This is a genomic window from Pseudonocardia phyllosphaerae, assembly GCF_046546475.1.
Taxonomy (GTDB): domain Bacteria; phylum Actinomycetota; class Actinomycetes; order Mycobacteriales; family Pseudonocardiaceae; genus Pseudonocardia; species Pseudonocardia phyllosphaerae.
This window is the reverse complement of record NZ_JBKGXS010000005.1, coordinates 96,356-119,069: the sequence shown is the minus strand read 5'-3', so window position 1 is coordinate 119,069 and position 22,714 is coordinate 96,356. Positions and strand designations below refer to the sequence as shown.

At 74.4% G+C, this 22,714-nt stretch carries 21 protein-coding genes; 11 read left to right on the top strand and 10 right to left on the bottom strand.

What is annotated here, in order from left to right:
- The first annotated feature begins 396 nt into the window (after positions 1-396).
- A complete protein-coding gene (locus ACLE50_RS12645) occupies positions 397-879 on the top strand; it encodes a MarR family winged helix-turn-helix transcriptional regulator (protein ID WP_410943687.1) in 483 nt (160 codons plus the stop codon).
- Positions 880-914: 35 nt separating this feature from the next.
- Here ACLE50_RS12645 and ACLE50_RS12640 read toward each other — a convergent pair whose 3' ends face one another.
- On the bottom strand, positions 915-2,051 hold the full coding sequence (locus tag ACLE50_RS12640; protein ID WP_410943686.1) for a substrate-binding domain-containing protein: 1,137 nt from the start codon (positions 2,049-2,051) through the stop codon (positions 915-917).
- A gap of 130 nt (positions 2,052-2,181) precedes the next feature.
- Between ACLE50_RS12640 and ACLE50_RS12635 the strand changes: the two genes are divergently transcribed.
- Positions 2,182-3,219 (top strand): aliphatic amidase, encoded by a 1,038-nt coding sequence (locus ACLE50_RS12635; protein WP_410943685.1) that lies wholly within the window; start codon positions 2,182-2,184, stop codon positions 3,217-3,219.
- Positions 3,220-3,226: 7 nt separating this feature from the next.
- Complete coding sequence (locus tag ACLE50_RS12630; RefSeq protein WP_410943684.1) at positions 3,227-4,297, top strand: AAA family ATPase; 1,071 nt, start codon at positions 3,227-3,229, stop codon at positions 4,295-4,297.
- Here the strand turns inward: ACLE50_RS12630 and ACLE50_RS12625 are convergent.
- The 7 genes from ACLE50_RS12625 to ACLE50_RS12595 form a co-directional block, all read right to left on the bottom strand.
- Positions 4,294-4,887, bottom strand: a complete 594-nt coding sequence (locus ACLE50_RS12625) for a dienelactone hydrolase family protein (protein WP_410943683.1) — start codon at positions 4,885-4,887, stop codon at positions 4,294-4,296. The two genes, ACLE50_RS12630 and ACLE50_RS12625, sit on opposite strands and share 4 nt — an antisense overlap.
- Positions 4,888-4,926: 39 nt before the next feature.
- Positions 4,927-6,351 carry an MATE family efflux transporter gene (locus ACLE50_RS12620; RefSeq protein ID WP_410943682.1) on the bottom strand — a complete coding sequence of 475 codons (1,425 nt, stop codon included), beginning with the start codon at positions 6,349-6,351 and terminating at the stop codon, positions 4,927-4,929.
- Complete coding sequence (locus ACLE50_RS12615) at positions 6,348-7,001, bottom strand: (2Fe-2S) ferredoxin domain-containing protein (protein ID WP_410943681.1); 654 nt, start codon at positions 6,999-7,001, stop codon at positions 6,348-6,350. The genes ACLE50_RS12620 and ACLE50_RS12615 overlap by 4 nt, the downstream gene beginning before the upstream one ends.
- A gap of 59 nt (positions 7,002-7,060) precedes the next feature.
- A complete protein-coding gene (locus ACLE50_RS12610; protein ID WP_410943680.1) occupies positions 7,061-7,375 on the bottom strand; it encodes a helix-turn-helix domain-containing protein in 315 nt (104 codons plus the stop codon).
- A 5-nt stretch (positions 7,376-7,380) separates the two neighbouring features.
- Positions 7,381-7,731, bottom strand: a complete 351-nt coding sequence (locus ACLE50_RS12605) for a type II toxin-antitoxin system RelE/ParE family toxin (protein ID WP_410943679.1) — start codon at positions 7,729-7,731, stop codon at positions 7,381-7,383.
- A gap of 84 nt (positions 7,732-7,815) precedes the next feature.
- Complete coding sequence (locus tag ACLE50_RS12600; protein WP_410943678.1) at positions 7,816-9,006, bottom strand: FAD-dependent monooxygenase; 1,191 nt, start codon at positions 9,004-9,006, stop codon at positions 7,816-7,818.
- Entirely contained in the window at positions 9,003-9,785 is a 783-nt protein-coding gene (locus tag ACLE50_RS12595) for an alpha/beta hydrolase fold domain-containing protein (RefSeq protein ID WP_410943677.1), read from the bottom strand. The genes ACLE50_RS12600 and ACLE50_RS12595 overlap by 4 nt, the downstream gene beginning before the upstream one ends.
- Before the next feature lie 79 nt (positions 9,786-9,864).
- Between ACLE50_RS12595 and ykgO the strand changes: the two genes are divergently transcribed.
- Entirely contained in the window at positions 9,865-9,987 is a 123-nt protein-coding gene (gene ykgO, locus ACLE50_RS12590) for a type B 50S ribosomal protein L36 (protein WP_410943676.1), read from the top strand.
- Positions 9,988-10,105: 118 nt separating this feature from the next.
- Here ykgO and ACLE50_RS12585 read toward each other — a convergent pair whose 3' ends face one another.
- Positions 10,106-11,317 (bottom strand): GTP-binding protein, encoded by a 1,212-nt coding sequence (locus ACLE50_RS12585; RefSeq protein ID WP_410943675.1) that lies wholly within the window; start codon positions 11,315-11,317, stop codon positions 10,106-10,108.
- A gap of 90 nt (positions 11,318-11,407) precedes the next feature.
- Between ACLE50_RS12585 and ACLE50_RS12580 the strand changes: the two genes are divergently transcribed.
- The 3 genes from ACLE50_RS12580 to ACLE50_RS12570 all read left to right on the top strand — a co-directional run bounded on the left by ACLE50_RS12580 (position 11,408) and on the right by ACLE50_RS12570 (position 14,820).
- Positions 11,408-12,124 (top strand): response regulator transcription factor, encoded by a 717-nt coding sequence (locus ACLE50_RS12580; protein ID WP_410943674.1) that lies wholly within the window; start codon positions 11,408-11,410, stop codon positions 12,122-12,124.
- 9 nt (positions 12,125-12,133) lie between these two features.
- Positions 12,134-13,432: a sensor histidine kinase gene (locus ACLE50_RS12575; protein WP_410943673.1), complete on the top strand. Its 1,299-nt coding sequence runs from the start codon at positions 12,134-12,136 to the stop codon at positions 13,430-13,432.
- A 98-nt stretch (positions 13,433-13,530) separates the two neighbouring features.
- Entirely contained in the window at positions 13,531-14,820 is a 1,290-nt protein-coding gene (locus ACLE50_RS12570) for an LCP family protein (RefSeq protein WP_410943672.1), read from the top strand.
- A 7-nt stretch (positions 14,821-14,827) separates the two neighbouring features.
- Here the strand turns inward: ACLE50_RS12570 and ACLE50_RS12565 are convergent, their stop codons facing one another.
- The gene (locus ACLE50_RS12565; protein ID WP_410943671.1) at positions 14,828-16,066 is read right to left on the bottom strand and encodes a polysaccharide deacetylase family protein; all 1,239 of its coding nucleotides are present in this window, start codon (positions 16,064-16,066) and stop codon (positions 14,828-14,830) included.
- Between the two features lie 385 nt (positions 16,067-16,451).
- Between ACLE50_RS12565 and ACLE50_RS12560 the strand changes: the two genes are divergently transcribed.
- From ACLE50_RS12560 to ACLE50_RS12545, 4 genes are all read left to right on the top strand, one after another.
- Positions 16,452-20,420 carry a Pls/PosA family non-ribosomal peptide synthetase gene (locus tag ACLE50_RS12560; RefSeq protein WP_410943670.1) on the top strand — a complete coding sequence of 1,323 codons (3,969 nt, stop codon included), beginning with the start codon at positions 16,452-16,454 and terminating at the stop codon, positions 20,418-20,420.
- A gap of 164 nt (positions 20,421-20,584) precedes the next feature.
- Positions 20,585-21,772, top strand: coding sequence for an NAD(P)/FAD-dependent oxidoreductase (locus tag ACLE50_RS12555; protein WP_410943669.1), 1,188 nt, complete (start codon positions 20,585-20,587; stop codon positions 21,770-21,772).
- A 240-nt stretch (positions 21,773-22,012) separates the two neighbouring features.
- Complete coding sequence (locus ACLE50_RS12550) at positions 22,013-22,216, top strand: hypothetical protein (RefSeq protein ID WP_410943668.1); 204 nt, start codon at positions 22,013-22,015, stop codon at positions 22,214-22,216.
- Between the two features lie 191 nt (positions 22,217-22,407).
- Positions 22,408-22,713, top strand: coding sequence for a BMC domain-containing protein (locus ACLE50_RS12545; RefSeq protein ID WP_410943667.1), 306 nt, complete (start codon positions 22,408-22,410; stop codon positions 22,711-22,713).
- The last annotated feature ends 1 nt before the right edge of the window (position 22,714 follow it).

Here is a 22,714-nt window from a genome sequence, read left to right as displayed (position 1 = left end):
GGCGGTGTCATCAGGACCGGCGGTGTCGCCCGGATCGGCTGAGTGGCCCGGACCAACGGGGCCACCGGCACCGGCAGGGCCGGCGGAGTCGAGGCCGGCAGGGTCATCGGTCGCACACGGCTCCTCTCGGTCACCAGTCGTCCACCCACGGTGTCTACGCGCGTCACATCCGGCGTCAGGACCCTAGGCAGCGTCTGCGCCACAGGACAACCCCGGCGAGGTCCGGGGGCCGGACCGGCCGGTGTGCCGCGGCACCGGTTGCGTGCCCGGCCGGGCACCGCGCCGCACCGGGTGCGACCCGCCACAGGACCGGCGGCCCCGCCGCGGCGATCCTTTACAGTGGAAACAACCGGTCCGGGTGATCTCCGCGCACCGGACCGACCAGCAGGAGGCGGCATGACCACGGGCTCCGATGTGGAGACCGGCACCCCGGACACCCCCGGCACCCGGACCGGCGGCGGGACCGACACCGAGACCTCGCTCCGGTCGCTGTCGGCGCTGCTCAGCCGGGCCGAGCGGTACACCTCGCGCCGGCTCGACGCCGTGCTCGTCCGCCACGACCTCACCCCCGACCGCTGGCGCACCCTGGACCTGCTCTCCGACGGCCACGGCCGCACGATGTCCGAGCTCGCGGAGCGGCTGCTCGTTCCCGGCCCGACGATGACCAAGATCGTCGACCGGCTCACCGACGCCGCTCTGGTCTACCGCGCCGTCGACGAGCGGGACCGGCGCCGCGTCGTCGTCCGGATCTCCGACGCCGGGCAGGAGACCCTGGCGGCGCTGCAGTGGCGGGTCGACGAGGTCGAGCGCGAGGTCCTCGCCGACCTCGACGACGACGCCCCGGCCCTGCTCGAGCTGCTGGCCCGCCTCGGCTCCTGAGCTGCGTCCCGACCGGAGCCCTGACCGGGGCCCGCTCACACCTGCACGTCGAGATCGGTCAGCACGTCGAACTGCAGGCCACCGGCCCGGGCCAGGTAGATCTGCTGCACCAGGTGCCGGTCGTGCAGCCGGACCGCACCGCGCGGGCTCTGGTAGCCGGGCACCTGCCCGGACGCCGCCGCGACCACCTCCGGGTCCAGCGACCCGGCCGTCTCGGCCAGGCGTGCCAGCAGGGTCAGCCCCTCGAAGCACGACTCCCCCGGTGAGGTCAGCGCGGGCGCCCCGGCGCCGAGCCGGTCGACGTAGCGGCGCTCGAAGTCCAGGCCGCACGGCGAACCGAGCGTCTCGAAGTACCCGGCGACGGAGTGCACGCCGACGTTGTCCTCCGGCGCGGAGCCCATGAGCATGTTCTCGTCCATCAGCGGGCTGAGCCGCACCATCCGCTCGGCGAGCCCGGCGCGGGCGAACTCCCGGTTGAACGCGACCGCGTCGGAGCCGAGCAGGAACATCAGCACACCGCCGGGCACGCCGCTCGCGGCGCCGTCGCGCAGGCCGGCCACCACGTCGGAGAAGTCGCGGGTGCCGAGCGGCACGAAGATCTCCCGGTCGACGTGCAGGCCCAGCTCGTCGGCGTAGTGGGCGGCGGCGCGGGCCGAGGCACGCGGCCAGATGTAGTCGCTGCCGACGACCGTCCAGCTCCGGACACCGGCCTCGGTGCGCATCCAGTGCAGCGCCGGACGCAGCTGCGCGCCGGGGGTCTCACCGGTCAGGTACACCCCGGGCGCGCGCTCGCCGCCCTCGTAGACCGCGGTGTAGACGTAGGGCACGCTGCCGCGCAGCCGGTCGGCGACGCTGCGCCGCACCGCGGAGGTGTGCCAGCCGACGACGGCGTCGGCGCGGCCGGTGGCGGTGAGCCGCTCGACCTCGTCGGCGACGGCGCCGGGGCTGCGGCCGCCGTCGACGGCGTGCAGCTCGACCCGCCGGGACAGGATCCCACCGGCCTCGTTGATCTCGGCCGCGGACAGCTCGCCGCTGGCCCGGCAGGACGGGCCGTAGATCCCCGACGGCCCCTGCCCGGGAACGACGAAGGCGACCGTCAGCACGTCGTCGGCCCCGTCGGCGGCTCTCTCGGCGACTCGGTAGCCGCCGGCCCTGTACCCGTTCCCGTCCATCGCACCCGAGTCTCGTCCGCCCGCGTTGCGTGCGGGTTTCCGCGCTGATCCGTCCCCGTTGACACCCTGCTTCGGTGCTGAATAGTTTCCGATGGAAGCTTTGACGGAGCAAGCCCGAGGAGGCAGCACCATGCGGCACGGAGACATCTCGGCCAGCCCGGACACCGTCGGCGTCGCGGTCGTCAACTACAAGATGCCGCGGCTGCACACCACCGAGGAGGTCCTGGACAACGCCCGGAACATCGCCGAGATGGTCTCCGGGCTCAAGCAGGGCCTGCCCGGGCTCGACCTGGTCGTGTTCCCCGAGTACTCGACCATGGGGATCATGTACGACCAGCAGGAGATGTTCGCGACGGCCGCGACGATCCCCGGCCCGGTCACCGAGATCTTCTCCGAGGCGTGCCGGAGCACCGGGGTGTGGGGCGTCTTCTCCATCACCGGTGAGCAGCACGAGGACCACCCGGACAAGCCGCCGTACAACACGCTGGTGCTGATCGACGACCAGGGCGAGATCGTGCAGCGCTACCGCAAGATCCTGCCCTGGAACCCGATCGAGGGCTGGTACCCGGGTGACTCCACCTACGTCACCGAGGGCCCGAAGGGCATGAAGATCTCGCTGATCATCTGCGACGACGGCAACTACCCCGAGATCTGGCGCGACTGCGCGATGAAGGGCGCCGAGCTGATCGTGCGGCCACAGGGCTACATGTACCCGGCCAAGGACCAGCAGGTCATGATGGCCAAGGCGATGGCATGGGCGAACAACTGCTACGTCGCGGTCGCCAACGCCACCGGCTGGGACGGCGTCTACTCCTACTTCGGGCACTCCGCGATCGTCGGGTTCGACGGCCGCACGCTGGGCGAATGCGGCGAGGAGGACTACGGCGTGCAGTACGCACAGCTCTCCCTCGGCGCGATCCGCGACGCCCGCTCCCACGACCAGTCGCAGAACCACCTGTTCAAGCTGCTGCACCGCGGCTACACCGGTGTGCACGCCGCGGGCGACGGGGACAAGGGCGTCGCCGAGTGCCCGTTCGACTTCTACAAGCTCTGGGTCACCGACGCGCAGAAGGCGCAGGAGGCCGTCGAGTCGATCACCCGCAGCACGATCGGCGTCGCCAGTGCCCCGGTCGGCGACCTGCCCCACGAGAAGGAGCGGGAGGCCTGAGCGGTCGATGCCCTACCTCACCGACCGCTTCCACCAGCAGAATCCGCAGCACGGCGACAACCACCGGGCGCCGAACCGCACCGGGACCTTCGACGCCGCCGCGGTGATCGACGGGGTCCGGCGCGCCGTCCTGGGTCAGCCCGACGCCGTCGACGCGCTGGAGCGGGCGCTGACCATCGCCCAGGCCGGGTTCGGCGACCGGGAACGCCCGCTGGCGAGCATGCTGCTGGTCGGGCCGACCGGCGTCGGGAAGACCGAGATCGTGCGCCGGCTGGCCGCCGAGCTGCGCTCCGGGCCCGACGACCTCTGCCGGATCGACATGGGGCGGCTGTCCCAGGAGCACTACGCGGCGTCGCTGGCCGGGGCGCCGCCCGGCTACGCCGGCAGCAAGGAGGGCTCCAGCCTGTTCGACAAGGCCACCGTCGAGGGCGACCCGATGACACCGGGGATCGTGCTGTTCGACGAGGTCGAGAAGGCGCACCCGGTGGTGCTGCGGGCCCTGCTGGGGGTGCTCGACCACGGCGGGCTCACCCTCGCCAACGGCGAGCAGAAGCTCACGTTCCGCAACAGCTTCGTGTTCCTGACCTCGAACCTCGGGTCGGCCGGGCTGGCGCGGCGCCGCGCGGCGCGGTGGTGGCGCCCGGTCGAGCGGGCCGGGGAGAGCGTGCCGCGGGTCGCCGACCTGCTGGACCGGCACGAGCAGCACACCGTCGACCGGGCACTGCGCACGCACCTGGCGCCGGAGTTCCTCAACCGGCTCGACGACGTCGTCCGGTTCCGCGGGATCTCCCCGGACACGGCGCGGAACATCGTGGAGCTGCGTCTCGACGACGCCCGCGCCCGCTTCGGGCGCCGCGAGGTCACCCTCGACGCCGGGCCGGACGCCGTCGACGCGCTGGCCCGCGCCGGGTTCGACCCGGTCTACGGCGCCCGCGCGCTGGCCCGGGTGGTGCGGGAGCAGGTGCTGCTGCCGGTGGCCCGGGCGCTGGTGGAGCACCGGCGCGCCGGGGAGGGCCCGCTGCATCTGCGGCTGGTCGCCGGTCCGGGGACGGACGGGGTGGACGTGGTGCCGGCCTAGCGTTCGCGCAGACCGATCCGGTCCAGGAAACCCAGCGCGCGCCCGACCAGCTCACCGGCGGCGACGGCGTCGTAGGAGGGCAGGGAGTCGTCGGCGAACAGGTGCTCGGCGCCGGGGTGCAGGACCAGCTCGGCGCCGTCGCCGACCAGGGCGACGATCTCGCGGGCGGCGTCGAGGTCGCCCTCGCCGGAGAAGTACGGATCGTCGGCCATGCCGTGGATCTGCACCGGGACGCCGTCCGGCCACGGCCCGAACGCCCACGGCCCGGTCAGCGGCACGCAGCCCTCCAGCAGCAGCGCGCCGGCGGCGCCGGGGCGGGTCTGCGCGAGCCGCTGGGCGTGCATGGCGCCGTAGGAGATCCCCGCGTAGACCAGGTTCTCCGGCAGCTCCGCGGCGACGGCGTCGGCGCGCTCGTCCAGGTCCGGGCGGCTCTGCGCGTAGGCGAAGCCCTCGTCGATGGTGGCGAAGACGTGGCCGTCGTAGAGGTCGGGGACGTGCACGACGTGCCCGGCGGCGCGGAACCGCTCGGCGAGTGCGAGCACCCCGGGCGTGCGCCCGAGGACGTGGTGGAACAGCAGTACCTCGGTCATCGTCTCCCCCGCTCGTCCGACCGGCCCCCGCCGACGCGGTCAGTGTGCCCCGACCCGGCGTCGTTCGTCGCGCAGGAACCGGCGCAGCACCAGTGCACCGGTGGCGCCGAACCCGAGGCACAGCCCGACCCACACGCCCGGCGCACCCCCGCCGAACACGAACGCGCACAGCAGCATCGCCGGGACACCGACGCCCCAGTAGCCGATCAGGCTGGCGCGGAACCCGATCTTGGTGTCACCGAGGCCGCGCATCAGGCCGACGGCGATGTTCTGCCCGCCCTTGGTTGCCTGCTGCACGATCGCCAGCACCAGCAGCGTCGTCGCGATCGCGTGGACGGCCGGGTCCTGGGGCCCGAGGAACAGCCCGAGCACCGCGGCCGGAGCGGCCAGGTAGAGCACCGCGAGCACCACCTGCAGTGCCCCGGACAGCGCGAACGCCCGGGCCGCGATCCGCCGTGGCTCGTCGGTGTCGCCGCGCCCGACCGCCCGGCTGACCAGGATCGACGCGCCCTGGGAGAGCCCGATCGTGACCTGGTAGGCGATGTAGGCGATGTTGTTGACGACGTTGTGCGCGGCCAGCGCGACCGGCCCGAAGATCCCCATGACGACCGTCGCGACCGAGGTGATCCCGGCCTCGGAGGCGAAGGTGAGGCTGATCGGGGCGCCGAGCCGGACGATCTCGCCGATCCGCCGCGGGTCGGCCCGCCAGCCCTGCAGCGACAGCGCCGGGGTCAGCTGCGGGTCGCGGCGCACGAGCGCGAGGTAGGCCAGGAAGCTGAGCAGCTGCACCAGCGTCGTCGCCAGGCCGATGCCGGTGACGCCGAGCAGCGGCATCCCGAACCAGCCGTGCACGAAGCCGCCGTCGAGCGCCAGGTTCACGCCGATGGAGGCGATCGTGACGCCGAGCAGCGACCCGGCGCGGTGCATCCCGACGGCGTACTGGCGCAGCACCTGCAGCCACAGCATCGGGACCAGCCCGGGGGCGAGCGCGGCCATCATCGGCAGCGCCGTCGCGACGACCGCCGGGGCCTGCCCGAACAGCGGCAGCACGAACCCGAGCCCGACGAGCACCGCGGCGGCGAGCAGCCCGGTGAGCGTGGCGACGGCGAACGACGCGCGGACCAGCGCGCGCACCTCGTCGTCCCGGGCGGTGGGTGGGCTGTTGTCACCTGCGGCGGGTGGGCCGTTGTCACGGGTGCTGGTGGAGGGTGCGTGGCCGCGCTCGTGGCGGCCCACCGTGCCGGCGACCAGGTTGCCGACCGGGGTCACCAGCCCGACGCCCATCGTGCGGATCTGGTTGTAGAGCAGTGCCGCCAGTCCCCCGCCCGCGACGGCGTCGACGCCGAGGTCGGCCATCATCACCAGGTCGGTGGTGACCAGTGCGACCTGCGCGAGCTGCACGCCGGCCAGCCGGGAGCCGATGGCGACCAGCGGGCGGACGCCGTCGCGGCGGGGGTGGGTCATCCGATGTGCATAGCAGCCGCCGCGCCGGCGTCGACGCGGTCGTGCCAGATCCCACCCGGGTGTTCGACGACGAGCGGGCCCAGGTTGCACGGCCCGAGGCAGCCGACCGGGCTGACCTGCGTGCCGGTGCCCCGGGCCCGCGCGGCGAGCTCGCGGGCGGTCGCGCCGGCTCCATGGGCGGTGCAGCGCGGGCCGCGGCAGACGAACAGGTGCCGGTCGGGGACCTCGAGCACCGACCAGGCGGGGCTGCGGAACGCGGCCGGGGACGCGGTGACCGGTTTGCCGTCGTCGTCGCCGAGGCGGGCCAGCGCGGCCGCGAACCCCTCCGACGACGACGGCCCGGCGCCCAGCCGGATCTCCAGCGCGGCGTCGCGGGTCTCGCGCCAGTTCGCGATCGTCCGCTCGGTCCAGGTCGTCAGGTAGCGGTCGGCGGGCAGCGCCACCGGCACGACCAGCACGCCGTCGTGCCCGGCCGCGACGAGGTCGTCGAGCACCTGGTGCAGCGACGGTTCGCCCTGGTCGAGGTGGGCGGCGAGCACCGGCCCGGGCCGGTGCGCGGCGACGGCGGCGGTGAGCCGGCGCAGTGCGCGGTCGTCGACGCCGGCCGGGGTGGGGCGGACCATGAGGACCATCGGGCGGGTGTCGGGCACCGGCGCATGCTAGATCATCTGACGAGCTGTTCAGGTGTGACAGAGGAAATGCTCGACGGTCACGCGACCTGGATGCGCTGGTCGCCGACGACGTACTCGATGGCGAGGTCCCCACCGACGGCCTCGAGGTAGCTGCGGATCGTCCCGACTCTCGCGCTGTCGAGATCGCCGCGTTCGATCTTGGACACCTGGCGCTGCCCCACGCCGATGCGCTCGGCCAGCTGGGATTGCGTCAGCCCCGCCTGCTCGCGGAGTTCGCGCAGGCGGAAGGCGCGTACCTCGGTGAGCAAACGGTGCTTGTGCTGCTCGATCCGCGCCCGCTGGGCGGGGCCGGCCGGACGCTTCGCCGCGTAGTCCTCGTAGCTGAGAGCCATCTCGGTCACTCCCGTCCCAGGGATGTCAGGTGTTCGTCGAACAGGTCATCGGCGATGGGGATGGTGGCGCCGTACCAGCGCACCCAGTTCCCGGCCTTGTTCCCCGCGACAAGCATGATCGCTCGCCGCTCCGGGTCGAACGCGAACAGGATCCTCAGCTCACTCCTGCCGGAGGAGCCCGGTCGAAGCTCCTTCATGTTCTTGTGTCGGGAGCCCCTGACGGTGTCCACGAGCGGGCGCCCCAGCTGGGGCCCGTGGTCCCTCAGGATCTCGACGGCCGCCATCACCTGCTCCCATGAGTTCTCGTCGAGCGAGTCGAGCCAGCTCTCGATATGCTCGACGTCCACGCTCCACACCCAGCACAGTCTAGACCCTGCAAGGTCTGAGATCCACGCTGCGAACCTCGTCGACCCCATCCCGTCGGCGCACCCGGCGCGTGCTCAGCCGAGCATCGACGGGTAGTCCTTCGGCACCACGTCCTGGTCCTCGCCGGGTTCCTCCGCCTGTGCGGCCATCGCGTCGATCCGCTCCTGCTCGGGCTGTGCGAACAGGTACTGGCAGTACATCGCCCCGAGCTCCTGGTTCTCCTCGGCGAGCGGGCGGAGCAGCTGCTCGTAGGCGGCGAACGCGGACGCGTGGTCGCCTGCGGCGAGCGCCAGCTCACCGGCCAGCACGTAGGCCCCGAGCAACGCCTGCGACGTGCCACGCCCGGACGCCGGAGAGGCACAGCAGGCCGCGTCCCCGAGCAGCACGACGCGCCCCCGCGACCAGGTGTCCATCCGGATCCGAGTCATGGCGTCGAAGTACAGGTCGTCGGCGTCGGCGAGGCGTTTCAGCAGCTCCGGAGTCTCCCAGCCCAGGACCGCGGTGTGCTCGGCGAGCAGGCGTTTCGCCTCGTCGGTACCGACCCGGGCGTCCACTGCGGGGACGTCGCCGCGGTACATCAGCCCGACCCGCAGCGCGGGCTCACCATCGGGGCCGTCACCGACGCCGACCACCATCGACGCCGCGCCCTCGCCGTCGGACATGGCGCGGCCCTCGCGGCCGAGCCCCAGGTAGTCGCCCGTCCCGAAGTAGCCGAACCGGACACCCAGGTCGTCGGCGAAGTCCCGCTCGGGCCCGAAGACGAGCGCACGGACCCCGGAGTGCGCCCCGTCGGCCCCGACGACCAGGTCGAACCGCTCGGTCGCACCGCCGGCGAAGGTGACGTCGACGCCACCGCCGGCGTCGTCGTGCTCGGCCAGGGCGGTCACGTGGTCACCGAAGCGGTACTCGGCCCCGGCGTCGGCCGCGGCGCGGTGCAGGGTCGCGATCAGCTCGTCGACCGGCACCTCGAGCTCGCCGGCGAACAGCACAGCCGGCATGACCGCGACCGGCGCGCCGTCGTCGTCGACGATCGTGCAGTCGCCGGCCTCGGTGTCGTGCTCCCGCAGCTCGTCGAGCAGGCCCATGCGGTCGAGCACGGTCATCGCGGACCCGCGGAAGTCGACGGCCTGCCCGCCGCTGCGCAGCCCCGGAGCCCGTTCGACGACGGTGGGCCGGAACCCGAACCGCCGCAGCCAGTAGGCGAGCGTCGACCCCGCGACACCTGCGCCGGAGACGAGGACCCGTGGTCCCTCGGTTGCCGTCATCGTGGTTCTCCCAGGTGGTGTCGAAGGAACGACGCCGTGGCGTCCAGGACCCACGGGGCGCCGTAACGCGGGTCGGCGTGCCCGGCGCCGCCGAGGACGAGCAGATCCGACTCGCGTCCGGCGGCGACGAGGGCCTCGTGCAGCCGCCTGCTCTGCTCGACCGACACCTGCTGGTCCCGGTCACCGTGCACGATCAGTGTGGGGGGTGCCGCCGCCAGCCGCTGGTGCAGCGGGCTCGCCGCTCGCGCCTGGTCGACGTCGAGGTCCTCGACGGTGGTGCGCAGATACTGCGCGTCGGGCGGGACGCGGACGAACCGTCGCTCCATCTCGGTGCGCGCGAGCCGGGCGAGGAGGTCGGTCGGGCCGAACCAGTCGGCGACGGCGTCGACCCGCTCGCCCTCGTCGGCGGCGGTCAGCGCGGCCATCAGCGACAGGTGCCCGCCGGCGGACCAGCCGGCGCACCCGACCCGGCCGGTGGCGAGCCCGAACCGCTCCCCCTCGGCACGGACCCAGCGGACGGCGGCGCGGACGTCCTCGACCGAGGCCGGGAACGCACCCGCGTCACCGAGCCGGTAGTCGGCCGACGCGACGGCGATGCCCCGCTCGGCGAGCCCGCGGCAGGTGGTGGCGGCGTCGTCGGTGCGGCTGCCCAGGAACCAGGCGCCGCCGTGCAGCCAGAGCGTGACCGGATGCGGGCCGGGGCCGTCGGGCAGGTGCAGGTCGAGCAGCAACGGCTCGCCGGCGGGCGCGGCGAACTCCACGGCCCCCTCGGTGCGCATGCCCCCGACGGTACCAACTGCAACTGATAATCAGCACCGTTAGTATGCTGGGTTCGACGCCGACCCCCGAGGAGGAAACGTGAAGGTCCGCAAGTCGCTGCGGTCGCTGAAGAGCAAGCCGGGCGCCCAGGTCATCCGCCGGCACGGCAAGGTCTTCGTGATCAACAAGAAGAACCCGCGGTACAAGGCCCGCCAGGGCTGATCACCCCGGCCCCGGTTGCCCCGAGGGGCACCCTCGTCGCCACCGGCGGCAGCGAGGGTGCCCCTCGGGGCAACGGGAGGGGTGCACGGCGCGGAGGCAGCGCGACCGGGGCGGCCGCTCAGACCGCCGCCAGCGTCGTCCGCAGTGCGAACGGGTCCGGCAGCGCGGCCCAGCCGTCCGCCCCCAGTGCCAGCTCGTCGTCGTCGAGCTCGCAGTCCGCCAGCAGCTCCGCGACCTCGGCGGCGTCGACCTCGTCGCCGGTCAGCGCGAGCACCGTGCCCCGGTCCCCGTGCGGCGAGCCCAGCGCCAGCAGGCTCTCCAGTGGCGCCTCACCGCTGTCGCCACCGTCGCCCCCGCCGTCACCGCCGTCGGCGAGCCAGGTACCGGCCGGCTCGAACCCGACCTCCGGCCCGACCCCCGCCCAGGCCACACGCCACTGCGGCACCGACGCCACCCACAGCACGCCGCGCGACCACACGCAGCCGGCCGCGATCGCGCCGATCCGCTCGGCGAGCCGGGTCGGGTGCAGCGGGCGCTCCGCGCGGCAGACGACGGTGCGGTAGACCCCGCCGCTGTCGTCGCGCACCGGGACCACGACGGCGCCGGGCCGCGTCCGCGACCGCACCTCGCGGCGGTCGTAGCGCCCCGGCTCCGGCTTCGGGAGCCCCGCGGCGGCGTCGCTGGAGGTGGCCCGGGCCCGCGGCGCGAGGTGCTCGAGCAGCGACAGACCGCGCCGCACCGGCCGTGCACCGGCCCGGACGACGTAGGTGTCGCACCAGTTCAGCGCCCCGACGACGAACTCGCCGACGGTCCGCTCGTCACCGGGGACCGTGGCCAGCCCGGCGTCGGCCATCGTCACCGGCGACCAGAGCCGGTCCTCCAGCCCGTCCAGCTCCACAGCGGCCACGACCGACTCGACCTCGACCCCGGAGGCGTGCCCGTCGCCGTCGACCCGGTCGGCCGCATCGGCACCACCGGCACCGCCGGTCCGCCCGGCCCGCTCGGCCACCAGGTCCAGCACGAGGTCGGCGTCCATCCCGGTCGGCAGCGCGACCACCACCGGCACGCCGCCGGCCTCGCAGCCGGTCCACGGGTCGTCGAACAGTTCGGCCAGGTCCGCGCGCACGACCTCGGCGATCCCGCCGGTGCCGGTCGTCAGCGACTCGACCGCTCCTCCGCCCGGTCCGATGCCACCGCGCCCGATCCGGTCGAGGCCCTGCCCCGTCCGCCGGTAGCTCAGGCTCGCCGCGCCGGTCGCGGCACACAGGTCGCGCACCGCCAGCGCGGAGGACGACGCCGTCAGCGCGGTCACGATCGTCAGTCGGGTCATGCCGCCACTATACGACATCGATTTTCATTAACGGCCGGGCCGACAGGGTCGTGGGGCCGCGGGGACGATCATCTCCGTAGGCTTGGCCGCATGGCCCACCTGCTGGTCGTGGAGGACGACGACGTCATCGGCCGTGCCCTCATGGCCGGGCTGGCCGCGCTCGGGCACGAGGTCGACCGGGTCGCCACCGGCGCCGACGCCGTCGAGCGGGCCGCGGCCGGGGACCTCGCCCTGGTGCTGCTGGACCTGGGCCTGCCCGACCGCGACGGCGTCGGCGTGTGCCGGGAGATCCGGGACCTGTCGCCGTCGTCGGTGATCGTCGTGCTCACCGCCCGCGACGACGAGATGGACGTGATCATCGGCCTGGAGGCGGGCGCCGACGACTACCTGACCAAGCCGGTGCGCCTGGCCGAGCTGCAGGCCCGGGTCCGCGCCCACCTGCGACGCGCCGAGACCGCCCCGCTCCCGGCCGGGCCGGCCGCCGGTGACCGGGTGGTGCTCGGCGACCTGGAGATCGACCGCGACCGGCACGAGGTGGTGCTCGGCGGCCGCCCGTTGCCGCTGCGGATCAAGGAGTACGACCTGCTCGTCCGTCTGGCCGCCGACGCCGGCCGTGCCGTCACCCGCGAGACGCTGCTCGCCGACGTCTGGGACCCGCACTGGTTCGGCTCCACCAAGACCCTCGACGTGCACGTGGCCGGGCTGCGCCGCGCGCTGGCCCGCGACGACCTGTGCGTCCCGGTGATCACCACGCTGCGCGGGCACGGCTACCGCCTCGACCCGCCCGGCACCGGGCCCGCCGAGTAGGCGGCCGGGATGCGCAGACGGATCATCACCCTCGCGCTCGCGATCGGCGTCCTGTCGATCGGGCTGTTCGGGGTGCCGCTCGCCGCGGTCGTCGGGGTCTATCTGATCGGCGAGGAGCGCGCCGAGCTGAACCGGACCGCGGACATCGCGGCGCTGACCGTCGCGGTCGACCTGTCGCACGGCGAGCCGATCCGGCTGCCGCCGTCGCACGGCCGTTCGGTCGCCGTCTACGACGACACCGGCGCCCGCATCGCCGGGTCCGGGCCGCCCCGCGCCGACGGCCCCACCCGTACCTCGCTCGGCGGCGTCGAGGGTCCGGTCAGCCGTGGTGGCGTCACCGCCCTGGCGATCAACGGTGTCGCCCCGCCCACCGGCGCGGTGCGGGTGGAGGGTTCCCGCACCGAGACCTGGGCCCGGATCGCACTCGCCTGGGGTGTGATGGCGGTGCTCGCCGCCGCCGTGCTTGGCATCGTCGTCGCGGTCGCGCGGCGGCAGGCCCGGCGGCTCGCGACGCCGCTGGAGACGTTGTCCCACACCGCCCGCCGGCTCGGCGACGGCGACTTCCACGCCCGCTCGGACCGCACCGGGATCCCCGAGATCGACTCGGTCGGCGCCGACCTCGACGCCACCGCGGAACGGCTCGGCACGCTCGTCGCCCGGGAGCGCCGCTTCGCCGCCGACGCCTCGCACCAGCTGCGCACCCCGCTCACCGGGCTGCGGCTGCGGCTGGAGACCGCGCTCGCCGACCCCGGCGCCGACCCGCGGGCGGCGATGACCGACGCCGTCCGCTCCGCCGACGGCCTGGAACGCACCGTCGCCGACCTGCTGGCCCTTGCCCGGCGCGACGCCGCCGGACCGCACGGCGGGCCGGCGGGCGAGCCGCCGCTGGACCCCGCGCCACTGCTCGACGAGGTCCGCCGGACCCGGGCCGCCCCGCTGGCCGCCGCGGACCGCGAGCTGCGCCTGCGGGTCGACGACGACGTCCCCCGGCCGTCGGCCTCGGCGGCGGCGGTCCGCCAGATCCTCGCGGTGCTGGTCGACAACGCCGTCGTCCACGGCTCCGGGACGGTCGTCGTCGCGGTGCGGGACCTGGCCGGGGCGGTGGCCCTGTCGGTGTCCGACGACGGCGACGGCCCCGCATCCGGCGACCCGTTCCGCCGCGAACCCGGCCCGGACACGGGCGGGCACGGCATCGGGCTGCCGCTGGCGCGCAGCCTCGCCGAGGCCGAGGGCGGGCGCCTGGAGCTGACCGGCACCCACCCGACGACGTTCACCCTGCTCCTGCCGGTGCGCGCCGGGTCCGGATGAGACCCCCTGTTCTTACCGGCCGCTAACCCGGGACGAACCGGACGCGTACCCGGCGGCGCCTAGCGTCGTATCCGACCACCGGCAGCGAGGAGACGCACGTGTCGAACCGACCCCCGGGCGCGCGTCCGGGTGCCGACCCGACCGTGCCGTTCCGCCGGGCCCCGTGGCCCGAGGCCCCGCGGCCGCGCCGCCGATGGGCGAGCGGGCTGCGGGTGGCCGTCGCGGTGCTGTCCGCGGTCGTCCTGCTCACCTCCGGCTACGCGTGGTCGGTGCTGCGCCAGGTCACCGGCGGGCTGGGCACCGGCTCCTCGCTCGCGGCGACGGCGTCACCGGACGGGGCGACCGACGTCCTGCTGATCGGGCTGGACAGCCGTACCGACGCCCACGGCGACCCGCTGCCCCGCGAGGTCCTCGACCGGCTCGACGCCGGTGACGACTCGGGCACCGTCAACACCGACACGATCATGCTGCTGCGGGTGCCGAACTCCCCCGGCCGCCCGGCCACCGTCGTCTCCATCCCGCGCGACAGCTACGTCCCGATCCCCGGCTTCGGCACCCACAAGATCAACTCGGCGTACGCGCGGGCGGCCGGACAGGCCCGCTCGCAGCTGACCGCGCAGGGTGTCACCGGCTCCGCCCTGGAACGACGCGTGGACGAGGCCGGGCGCACCGAGCTCGCCGCCACGGTGGCGGACCTGACCGGCGTCGCCGTCGACCACTACGCCGAGGTGAACCTGGCCGGGTTCGCGCAGGTCACCGAGGCCGTCGGCGGGGTCCCGGTGTGTCTGAACGCGCCGGTGCACGACACCTACTCCGGCGCCGACTTCCCGGCCGGCGAGCAGATGCTGCAGGGGCCGGCGGCGCTGTCGTTCGTCCGGCAGCGGCACGGGCTGCCCCGCGGTGACCTGGACCGGATCGTGCGCCAGCAGGCGTTCCTCGGGTCGCTGGCCCGCCAGGTGCTCGACGCCGGGACCCTGCTGGACCCGGCCGAGCTGGGCCGGATCTCCGACGCCGTGGGCCGCGCCGTGGTCGTCGACCAGGGCTGGGACCTGGTCGGATTCGGGGTGCAGGCCGCGGGGACGACCGGCGGGGACATCGCGTTCGGCACGATCCCGACCGTCCGCGACGACCTGCGGACCCGCGGCGACGGGACGGCCGTCGAGGTCGACCCCGAGGCGGTACGCGGCTACGTCGCAGGCCTCGTCGACGGCCCCGCCGCAGACACAGCCGCCGATACCGCCGGGCCCGGGGCCGCGGCTCCCGACGCCACCCGGCCCGCCGCGGTCGACACCCCGGTGGCACCGGCCGCGTTCGCGACCGGACCGGGCTCACCGGCGCCCGCCCGGGCACCGGCACAGCCACCGTCGGCACTCCCCTGCGTCAACTGACCCGGGCTCACGTCCCGGGCGGGGCGACCTTCCCGACGTCGAAGAAGTGCCCCAGCACGGGGCGCCCGTGCTTCGCGGCGTCGAGGCTGATGCCGTCGACGTTGATCCGGCCCTGGCGCAGGTAGTCGTGACCCACCTGCCCCCAGGCGACCCGGGAGCCGTCGACGTTGAAGAAGTAGCGGTAGCCGGCGTCGTGCAGGTAGCGGTACTTGTCGCCCGCGTAGGGCTCGATCCCGGCGATGTCGGCGCCGTAGGGGTAGATCAGCAGGTCGGTCGGCCCGATGACCGGCTCCACCTCGGCCTTCCACAGGGCGTCGTCGCGGCGGATGGTCTCGGCGCTGCTCTTCGCGAAGTCGATGTGACCCCAGGAGTGCGAGGCGAACTGCCAGCCCTGCGCCTTCATCGCGTCGGCGACGCGGCGGGCCGTGTCGATGTCGGCGGCCAGGTGCGGGTTGCGGCCGCCGCCGTAGACGCTCGGCGAGGTGCGGTAACCGAGGACGCCGTTGTAGCCGGTCATCCCGATGACGCCGCGGGCGCCGTCGTGGGAGAAGTCCGGGTGCTGGGCCACGAAGTCGTCGACGATCGGCATGACGTCGTAGGCGCCGACGTGGGTGTGCCGGTCGCGGTCGACGTAGGTGTTGCGGACGCGCCCGGCGGAGTCGACGACCAGGTTGCTCGCGAAGCCGTCGCCGTCCATGTACTCGTAGTAGGACACGTCGTCGATCGACAGGACCAGCGGCTTGCGGCCCGGCGGCAGCTCCAGCCGGCGCGCGGTCATCGTGCCGTCCGGCCCGGGGGCGGCCAGGGCGTGCGGGTCGACCAGCACGTAGCCGCGGCTGTAGAGGTCGTCGAGCGCGGTGCGGAACTGGTCGACGGTGACCATGAAGTCGTGGAAGCCCTTGCCGGAGTGCGGGTCGGCGAAGGCGCGCTGCGGGTCGACGATCAGCGAGTGGAAGAACAGGTGCGAGACCCCGGCGGGGTCGGTCGTCACCGCGGCCGGGCCGGTGGCGGGCGGGGCCTGCACGGGCGGCCGGGGCGGCTCGGGGTCCTCCTCGTCCGGCGCGGGGCCGGTGGCCGAGGGCTCCGGCCCCGCGGGATCCGGAGGCGGGGCGGACGGTGCCGTGCTCCACGACCGGGCGGCCGAGCCGACGTCCGGCAGCGGGATCACCCCGCCGAGCAGCAGCACCGCCAGGGCCAGCGTGCCGACCAGTGCGGCGAGCAGCCCCACCTGTGTTCCAGAACGCACGACCCCTCCCGTGTTCTGCGGCGTCGGTGCGAATCATTCACGATCAGGTCCGCATCCGGCTGCGCCGACACCCGGTACGACGGGTGAACGTGGCATGGCCGGAACTTTCCCTCCGGGAACCGGAGCCGGCTGCACAACACAATTCTTCCCGGCCGATAACCCACCCCTAACCATCGTGTACCCACCGCCCGGAATGACCATCTCCGCCTGCTCGCGCCGACAGTTTCCGTCTGCACTGCATCCGGCTTCGTCGCAGGCCAACGCTTCGTCTGCGACGTTCGACGTTCGTACGAACCCCCTTCATCGACACGGCGAAATCGTGTGCGTAATGTCGACGGCAGCCATTCCACAGAAACGTCCATGCCCCGTTTCCCGAAGGACCGTCATGCTGCAGTACGGCCCGGGCACCGTTCCTCTGCGCCCGGTTTCACCCGCTTTCCGCCCCGGTGTGCTCTCCGGCGGGCCCGCGACTCCGCCCCGGACCCTCTGGGACGTCCTCGCGACGACCGTGGCCCGTTTCCCGGACGCCCCGGCGATCGAGGGCGCCGACCGGACGCTGACCTACCGGTCGCTGCGCGCAGCGGTGGAGGACCTCGCGGCGCGCCTGGGCGGGCTCGGGATCGGGCCGGGCGACCGGGTCGGCATCCGGGTCCCGTCGGGGACCGTCGACCTCTACGTCGCGGTCCTCGCCGTGCTGCGGTCCGGCGCCGCCTACGTCCCGGTCGACGCCGACGACCCGGCCGAGCGGGTCCGCACCGTGGTCACCGAGGCCGGTGCCTGCGCGGTGATCGAGGAGGACCTGCGGGTGCTGCGGGGCCCGGTGCCGCCGCGGGGCGGGACCGCGGTGACCGGACCTGGCCCGGCCGACGACGCCTGGGTCATCTTCACCTCCGGCTCCACCGGCAGGCCCAAGGGTGTCGCGGTGACCCACCGCAGTGCCGCCGCCTTCGTCGACGCCGAGGCAGGCCTGTTCTGCCGCGACGCCCCGCTCGGGCCCGGCGACCGGGTGCTCGCCGGTTTGTCGGTGGCCTTCGACGCCTCCTGCGAGGAGATGTGGCTGGCCTGGCGGCACGGCGCCTGCCTGGTCCCGGCCCCGCGGGCGCTGGTCCGCTCCGGGACCGAGTTCGGCGACTGGCTCGTCGAGCAGCGGATCACCGTCGTGTCCACCGTCCCGACTCTGGCCGGGCTCTGGACGGCCGAGCAGCTGCGCGGCATCCGGCTGCTGATCCTCGGTGGCGAGGCCTGCCCGGAGCCGCTGGCGCACCGGCTCGCCCGTGCCTGCGGCGAGGTCTGGAACACCTACGGGCCGACCGAGGCCACCGTCGTCGCCTGCGCGGCCCGGCTCGACGCCGACGGGCCCGTCCGGATCGGCCTGCCGCTGGCCGGGTGGGAGCTGGCCGTCGTCGACCCGGCGACGGGCATGCCGGTGCCCGACGGCGACGTCGGCGAGCTGCTGATCGCCGGGGTCGGTACCGCCCGCTACCTGGACCGGGCCAAGGACCTCGACCGGTTCCCCGCCGTCCCGGTACTCGGCTGGGACCGCGCCTACCGCTCCGGTGACCTGGTGCGCGCCGAGCCGGCCGGTCTGAGCTTCGTCGGCCGCGCCGACGGCCAGGTCAAGATCCGCGGTTTCCGGGTGGAGCTGTCGGAGGTCGAGGCGGTGCTGATGGCGCTGCCCGGGGTCGCCCAGGCGGCCGTCGCGGTGCACGAGCCGCGGCCCGGGGTGAAGGAGCTGGTCGCGTTCTACCGGGCCGGGCCCGGCGCCGGCCGCGTCGACGCCGGGGAGGTCACCGCGCAGCTGCGGGACCGACTGCCGTCGCACATGGTCCCGGCGTTCGTCGAACCGCTCGCGGTGATCCCGACGACGACCAGCGGGAAGGTCGACCGCGGCGCGCTTCCCGCCCCGACGGTGCGCGACGCCGGGGCCGTCGTCGCCCCGGCGACCGGGTCCGAGGCCGCGCTCGCGGCGCTGCTGGCCGACCTGCTCGGGGTGCCCGCGGTGTCGGTCGAGGCCCACCTGGTCGACGACCTGCGGGCGGACTCGCTGACCCTGGCCCAGTTCGCCGCGCGGGTGCGTGAGCAGCGCGGGCCCGGTTGCACGCTGGGGATGCGCCGGCTCTACCTCAACCCGACGGTGCGCGCGCTCGCCGCCCACCTGGACACTACCGACACCGCTGCCACCGCGCCGGAGCCGTGTCCGGCCGCCCGGCACACCCCGTCCCGGCCGCGCCGCTGGGAGTACCTGGCCTGCGGGGCCGCGCAGCTGCTGCTGCTCGTGCTGGGTGCCGCGGTCGCGGCGACGCTGCTGTGGGGCGACGTCGAGTGGCTCGACGACGCCACCGGCGCCCTGGACCTCTACGGCCGTGGCGTCGCCGCCCTGGCCGTCACCTTCGCGGTGCTCGCGGTGGTCCCGGTCGCGGCGAAGTGGCTGCTCGTCGGTCGCTGGAAGCCTTCCGAGATCCGGATCTGGAGCCCGCAGTACCTGCGGTTCTGGCTGGTCACGACGCTGCTGCGGACCAGCCCGATGCTGCTGTTCGCCGGGTCCCCGCTCTACCTGGTGCACCTGCGGGCGCTCGGTGCGCGGGTCGGGCGCGGCGCGGTGGTGTTCTCCCGCACGACCCCGGTCTGCACCGACCTGCTCGAGATCGGCGAGGGCGCCGTGGTCCGCAAGCGCAGCTCGTTCACCGGGTACCGGGCCGAGGCCGGGACGATCGTCACCGGGCCGGTCACCATCGGGGCCGGCGCGGTCGTCGCCGAGTCCACCCACCTCGACGTCGGCTCCGCGGTGGGGGCGTACGCCCAGCTCGGGCACGCGTCGTCGCTGCCGCGGGGTGTGCGGGTCCCGGACGGGCTGGCCTACGCCGGCTCCCCCGCCGTCGCGTGCGGTTCGGACTTCCGCGGGCCCGCCCCGGCGCGGGTGACCCGGCTGCGCCGCGTCGTGTTCGCGACGCTGCAGCTGCTCGTCCCGCTGCTCACCGCCCCGGCCGTGCTGACCCTGGCCGACCGGCTCGTCGGCGACGGGCCGCGGATCACCGCACTGATCGACGGCCTGGGGCCCGCCGACCTGCTGCGGCTCTGCTTCTCCGGAGCCGGGCTCGCCTGGTCGGCCGGGTTCCTCGCCGCGACGCTGCTCGCGGGCCTGCTCGCGGTCGCCGTGCTGCCGCGGGCGGTGGCGCTGCTCGTCCGCCCGGAGCGGGTGCACCCGCTGTACGGGTTCGCCCACTGGTGCGAACGGACGATCGCCGCGCTGAGCAACGTGCCGTTGTACGTGCAGCTGTTCGGGGACAGCTCGTACGTCGTCGGCTATCTCCGGCTGGTCGGCTACCGGATCGGGCGCGGCGGGCAGACCGGCTCGAACTTCGGCGCCGACGTCTCCCACGAGGTCCCGCACCTGGTGTCGGTCGGCCCGAACACGATGGTCTCCGACGGCGTCTCCTTCGAGACCGCGGAGTTCTCGGCCACCTCGTTCCGGCTGGTCCCGGCCACGCTGGGCGCCGACTGCTTCCTCGGCAACGTGCTGTCGGTCCCGGCCGGGAGCCGGATCGGCGACGGCTGCCTGGTCGGCACGAAGACGATGGTCCCCGCCGACGGCCCGATCCGCCGCGACGTCGGGCTGCTCGGCTCCCCGGCGTTCGAGTTCCCCCGCGCCCGCACCGAGGACCCGCGGTTCACCCTCACCCCGGCACGGCTGCGGGAGCGGCTCGCCGCGAAGGACCGGCACAACCTGGTGACGATGGCGCTGTTCCTGCTCGTCACCTGGGTCCGGTTCCACCTGGTGCTCACCGTCGGGCTGGTCGCGGCGGCGGCACTGCCCATCGCCGGGCCGCTCGCCGTCGGTCTCGGTGCGCTCGGGGCCGCGGTGGCCGACCTGGCCGTCGCGGTACTCGTCGAGCGGGCGGTCACCGGGTTCCGGCGGCTGACCCCGCGCTACTGCTCGATCTACGACCGCTACTTCTGGTGGCACGAGCGGTTCTGGAAGCTGTCGATCCAGCCCTCGCTGCTCAACGGGACACCGTTCAAGGCGTTCGCCTGGCGGCTGCTGGGGGTGCGGATCGGCCGCCGGGTGTTCGACGACGGCGTCAGCATCAGCGAGAAGACCCTGGTCGAGATCGGCGACGACGCCACGCTCGGCGCCGGGGTCGTGCTGCAGGCGCACTCGATGGAGGACGGGATCTTCCGCTCCGACCACATCCGGATCGGCGACGGCGTCACCCTCGGCGCGGGCGCGTTCGTGCACTACGACACCGGGATCGGCGACGGTGCGGTGCTGGACCCGGACTCGTTCCTGATGAAGGGCGAGCGGGTCGGCGCCGGTGCGGTGTGGCGGGGCAACCCGGCCGGCCCGGTCACCTGAGGGTTCCCGGCCCGTCCCGGTGCCCGGTCGGATACAGCTGCCCGTTCGCGCGCGCGTGCCCATTCGCGCGCGCGTGCCGGTTCGCGCGCGGGTGCCGGTTCGCGTGCGGGTGCCGGTTCGCGCGCGGGGTGCGTGGGAGCGCGCCGTGCGGGTAACCCCTTCCCATGAGCGACACGACAGTGGACCTTCTCGTCGTCGGCGGCGGCCCGGCCGCGCACCAGGCCGCCGCGTCCTACCGGGACAACGGCGGCGCAGGACCGATCCTCGTCGTCTCCGACGACGACACCGCGCCCTACTTCCGCCCCTCGCTGTCCAAGGAGCTGCTGGTCGGCGAGACGACCGCCGACGACCTGCCGCTCGGTGACCTCGACGGCGTCGAGCTGCGCACCGGCACCACGGTCACCGAACTCGCCCCGAAGGAACGCACCGCGACCGTCGACGGGCAGACCGTCACCTGGCAGCAGTGCATCCTCGCCACCGGCGCCGGCCCGGTGCACCTGCCCATCCCCGGTGACGACGAGGCCCACCACCTGCGCAGCCTGGCCAGTGCCCGCAACCTGATCGACTCCCTCGACGGCGCGGAGACCGCCGTCGTCGTCGGGTCGGGGTTCATCGGCTGCGAGGTGGCGGTGTCGCTGGCCCGCCGCGGGCTCACCGTGACCCTCGTCGGGCGGGAGGCGGTGCCGCAGGCCGCGCGCCTCGGCGAGCGGGTCGGGACCGAGATCGGGCGCTGGCTGCGGCAGGAGAACGTGCTGATGCGCGGCTCCGCCGAGGTGACCTCGATCGAGGTCGTCGACGGGCGGCGCCTGGTGCACATCGACGGCGGTGACCCGGTCGCCGCGGACGTGGTGCTGGTCGCGGCGGGTGCTGCGCCCCGCTCGGAGCTGGCCGACGACGCCGGGCTGCCGGTCGAGCACAAGCGGGTAGTCGTCGACGAGCACATGCGCACCGATGTGCCGGGGGTGCTGGCCGCAGGGGACGTCGCCTACGCGCGCAACGCCGCCGCGGGCCGGCACCTCGCCGTCGAGCACTGGGACGACGCCGAGACCATGGGCGGCATCGCCGGCACCACCGCCGCGGGCGGCGAGGCCACCTGGGACACCCCGCCCGGCTTCTGGACCGACCTCGGCGAGTACTCGCTGCAGTACACCGGCTGGGGCGACGGCTTCGACCGGGTCGCGTTCGTCGAGCACCCGGACGGCGGGTTCACCGCCTGGTACCAGAAGGACGGCACCGTCTGCGCCGTCGCGACGTATCAGGCCGACGAGGACTTCGAGAAGGGCACCGAGCTGGTGCGCACCAACGCGCCGGCGTCCGACGTCCCCGGCGACCCGGCCTGGTCCGACGCCTGAGACCGGCCCGGAGCCGGCCCGCAGGCCGCCGAGCCGCAGGCCGGTCCGCCGGGCCGGTCCGCAGCCGCGCACCCGTTCCGCGAACGCGCAGCCGACCAGGTGAGCGTCCCCGGAACGGGTGCGCGTTCGGCGGGCGCAGCTCCACGACACGACGGACACGGGAACGGCGCGAGGACGGCGCAGAAGCGACACGGCCCCTCGGTGGGTGACGCGGGGCCCCGTCGCGGGTACTCCCCTGCCGTGACCGACCACGACTCCCAGGACAGCGACGCACGTGGCCTCTCCCCGGAGGAGGCCCGCCAGGACCCGCAGCGCGCCCTCGACGAGGCCGAACAGCGGATCCTCGGCGAGCGCGAACCCGAGGACCGGGACCGGGACGACGAGGAGCCGACCCCGGCCGGCGACGACGAGAACACCGGCGTCGACGCCGAACCGGCCGACTGAGCTCCCACCATCCGGGCCGGAGGCGCTCGGCGGGCGCGACACCCCGCGGACGTCGGCGACGCAGGCATCCGGGGACAACCGACACCCCTGCTGTTGTCCCTGCGGGACAACGTCGTCGCCACGGGTCCGGCCTAGCCTCGCGAATGGGACCGGCACCGACGGCGGTCCGCGGCTCGGGAGAGGGGACGGCCATGGCGGACGCAGGACGCACCGGCACCGCGCTCGGCATGATCGAGACGAGGGGTCTGGTCGGCGCGATCGAGGCCGCCGACGCGATGGTCAAGGCCGCGAACGTCGAGGTCGAGGGCTACCGCACGCTGCGCAACGGGCAGGTGTCGGTGCTGGTGCGTGGGGACGTCGGCGCGGTCACCGCCGCCATCGCCGCGGGCCGGGTCGCCGCAGCGCAGACCGGTGAGCTGTACACCAGCCACGTCATCCCGCGTCCGGCCGGGGACACCGAGACGATGGTGACCGGCTCGGTCCAGCCACCCCGCTGAC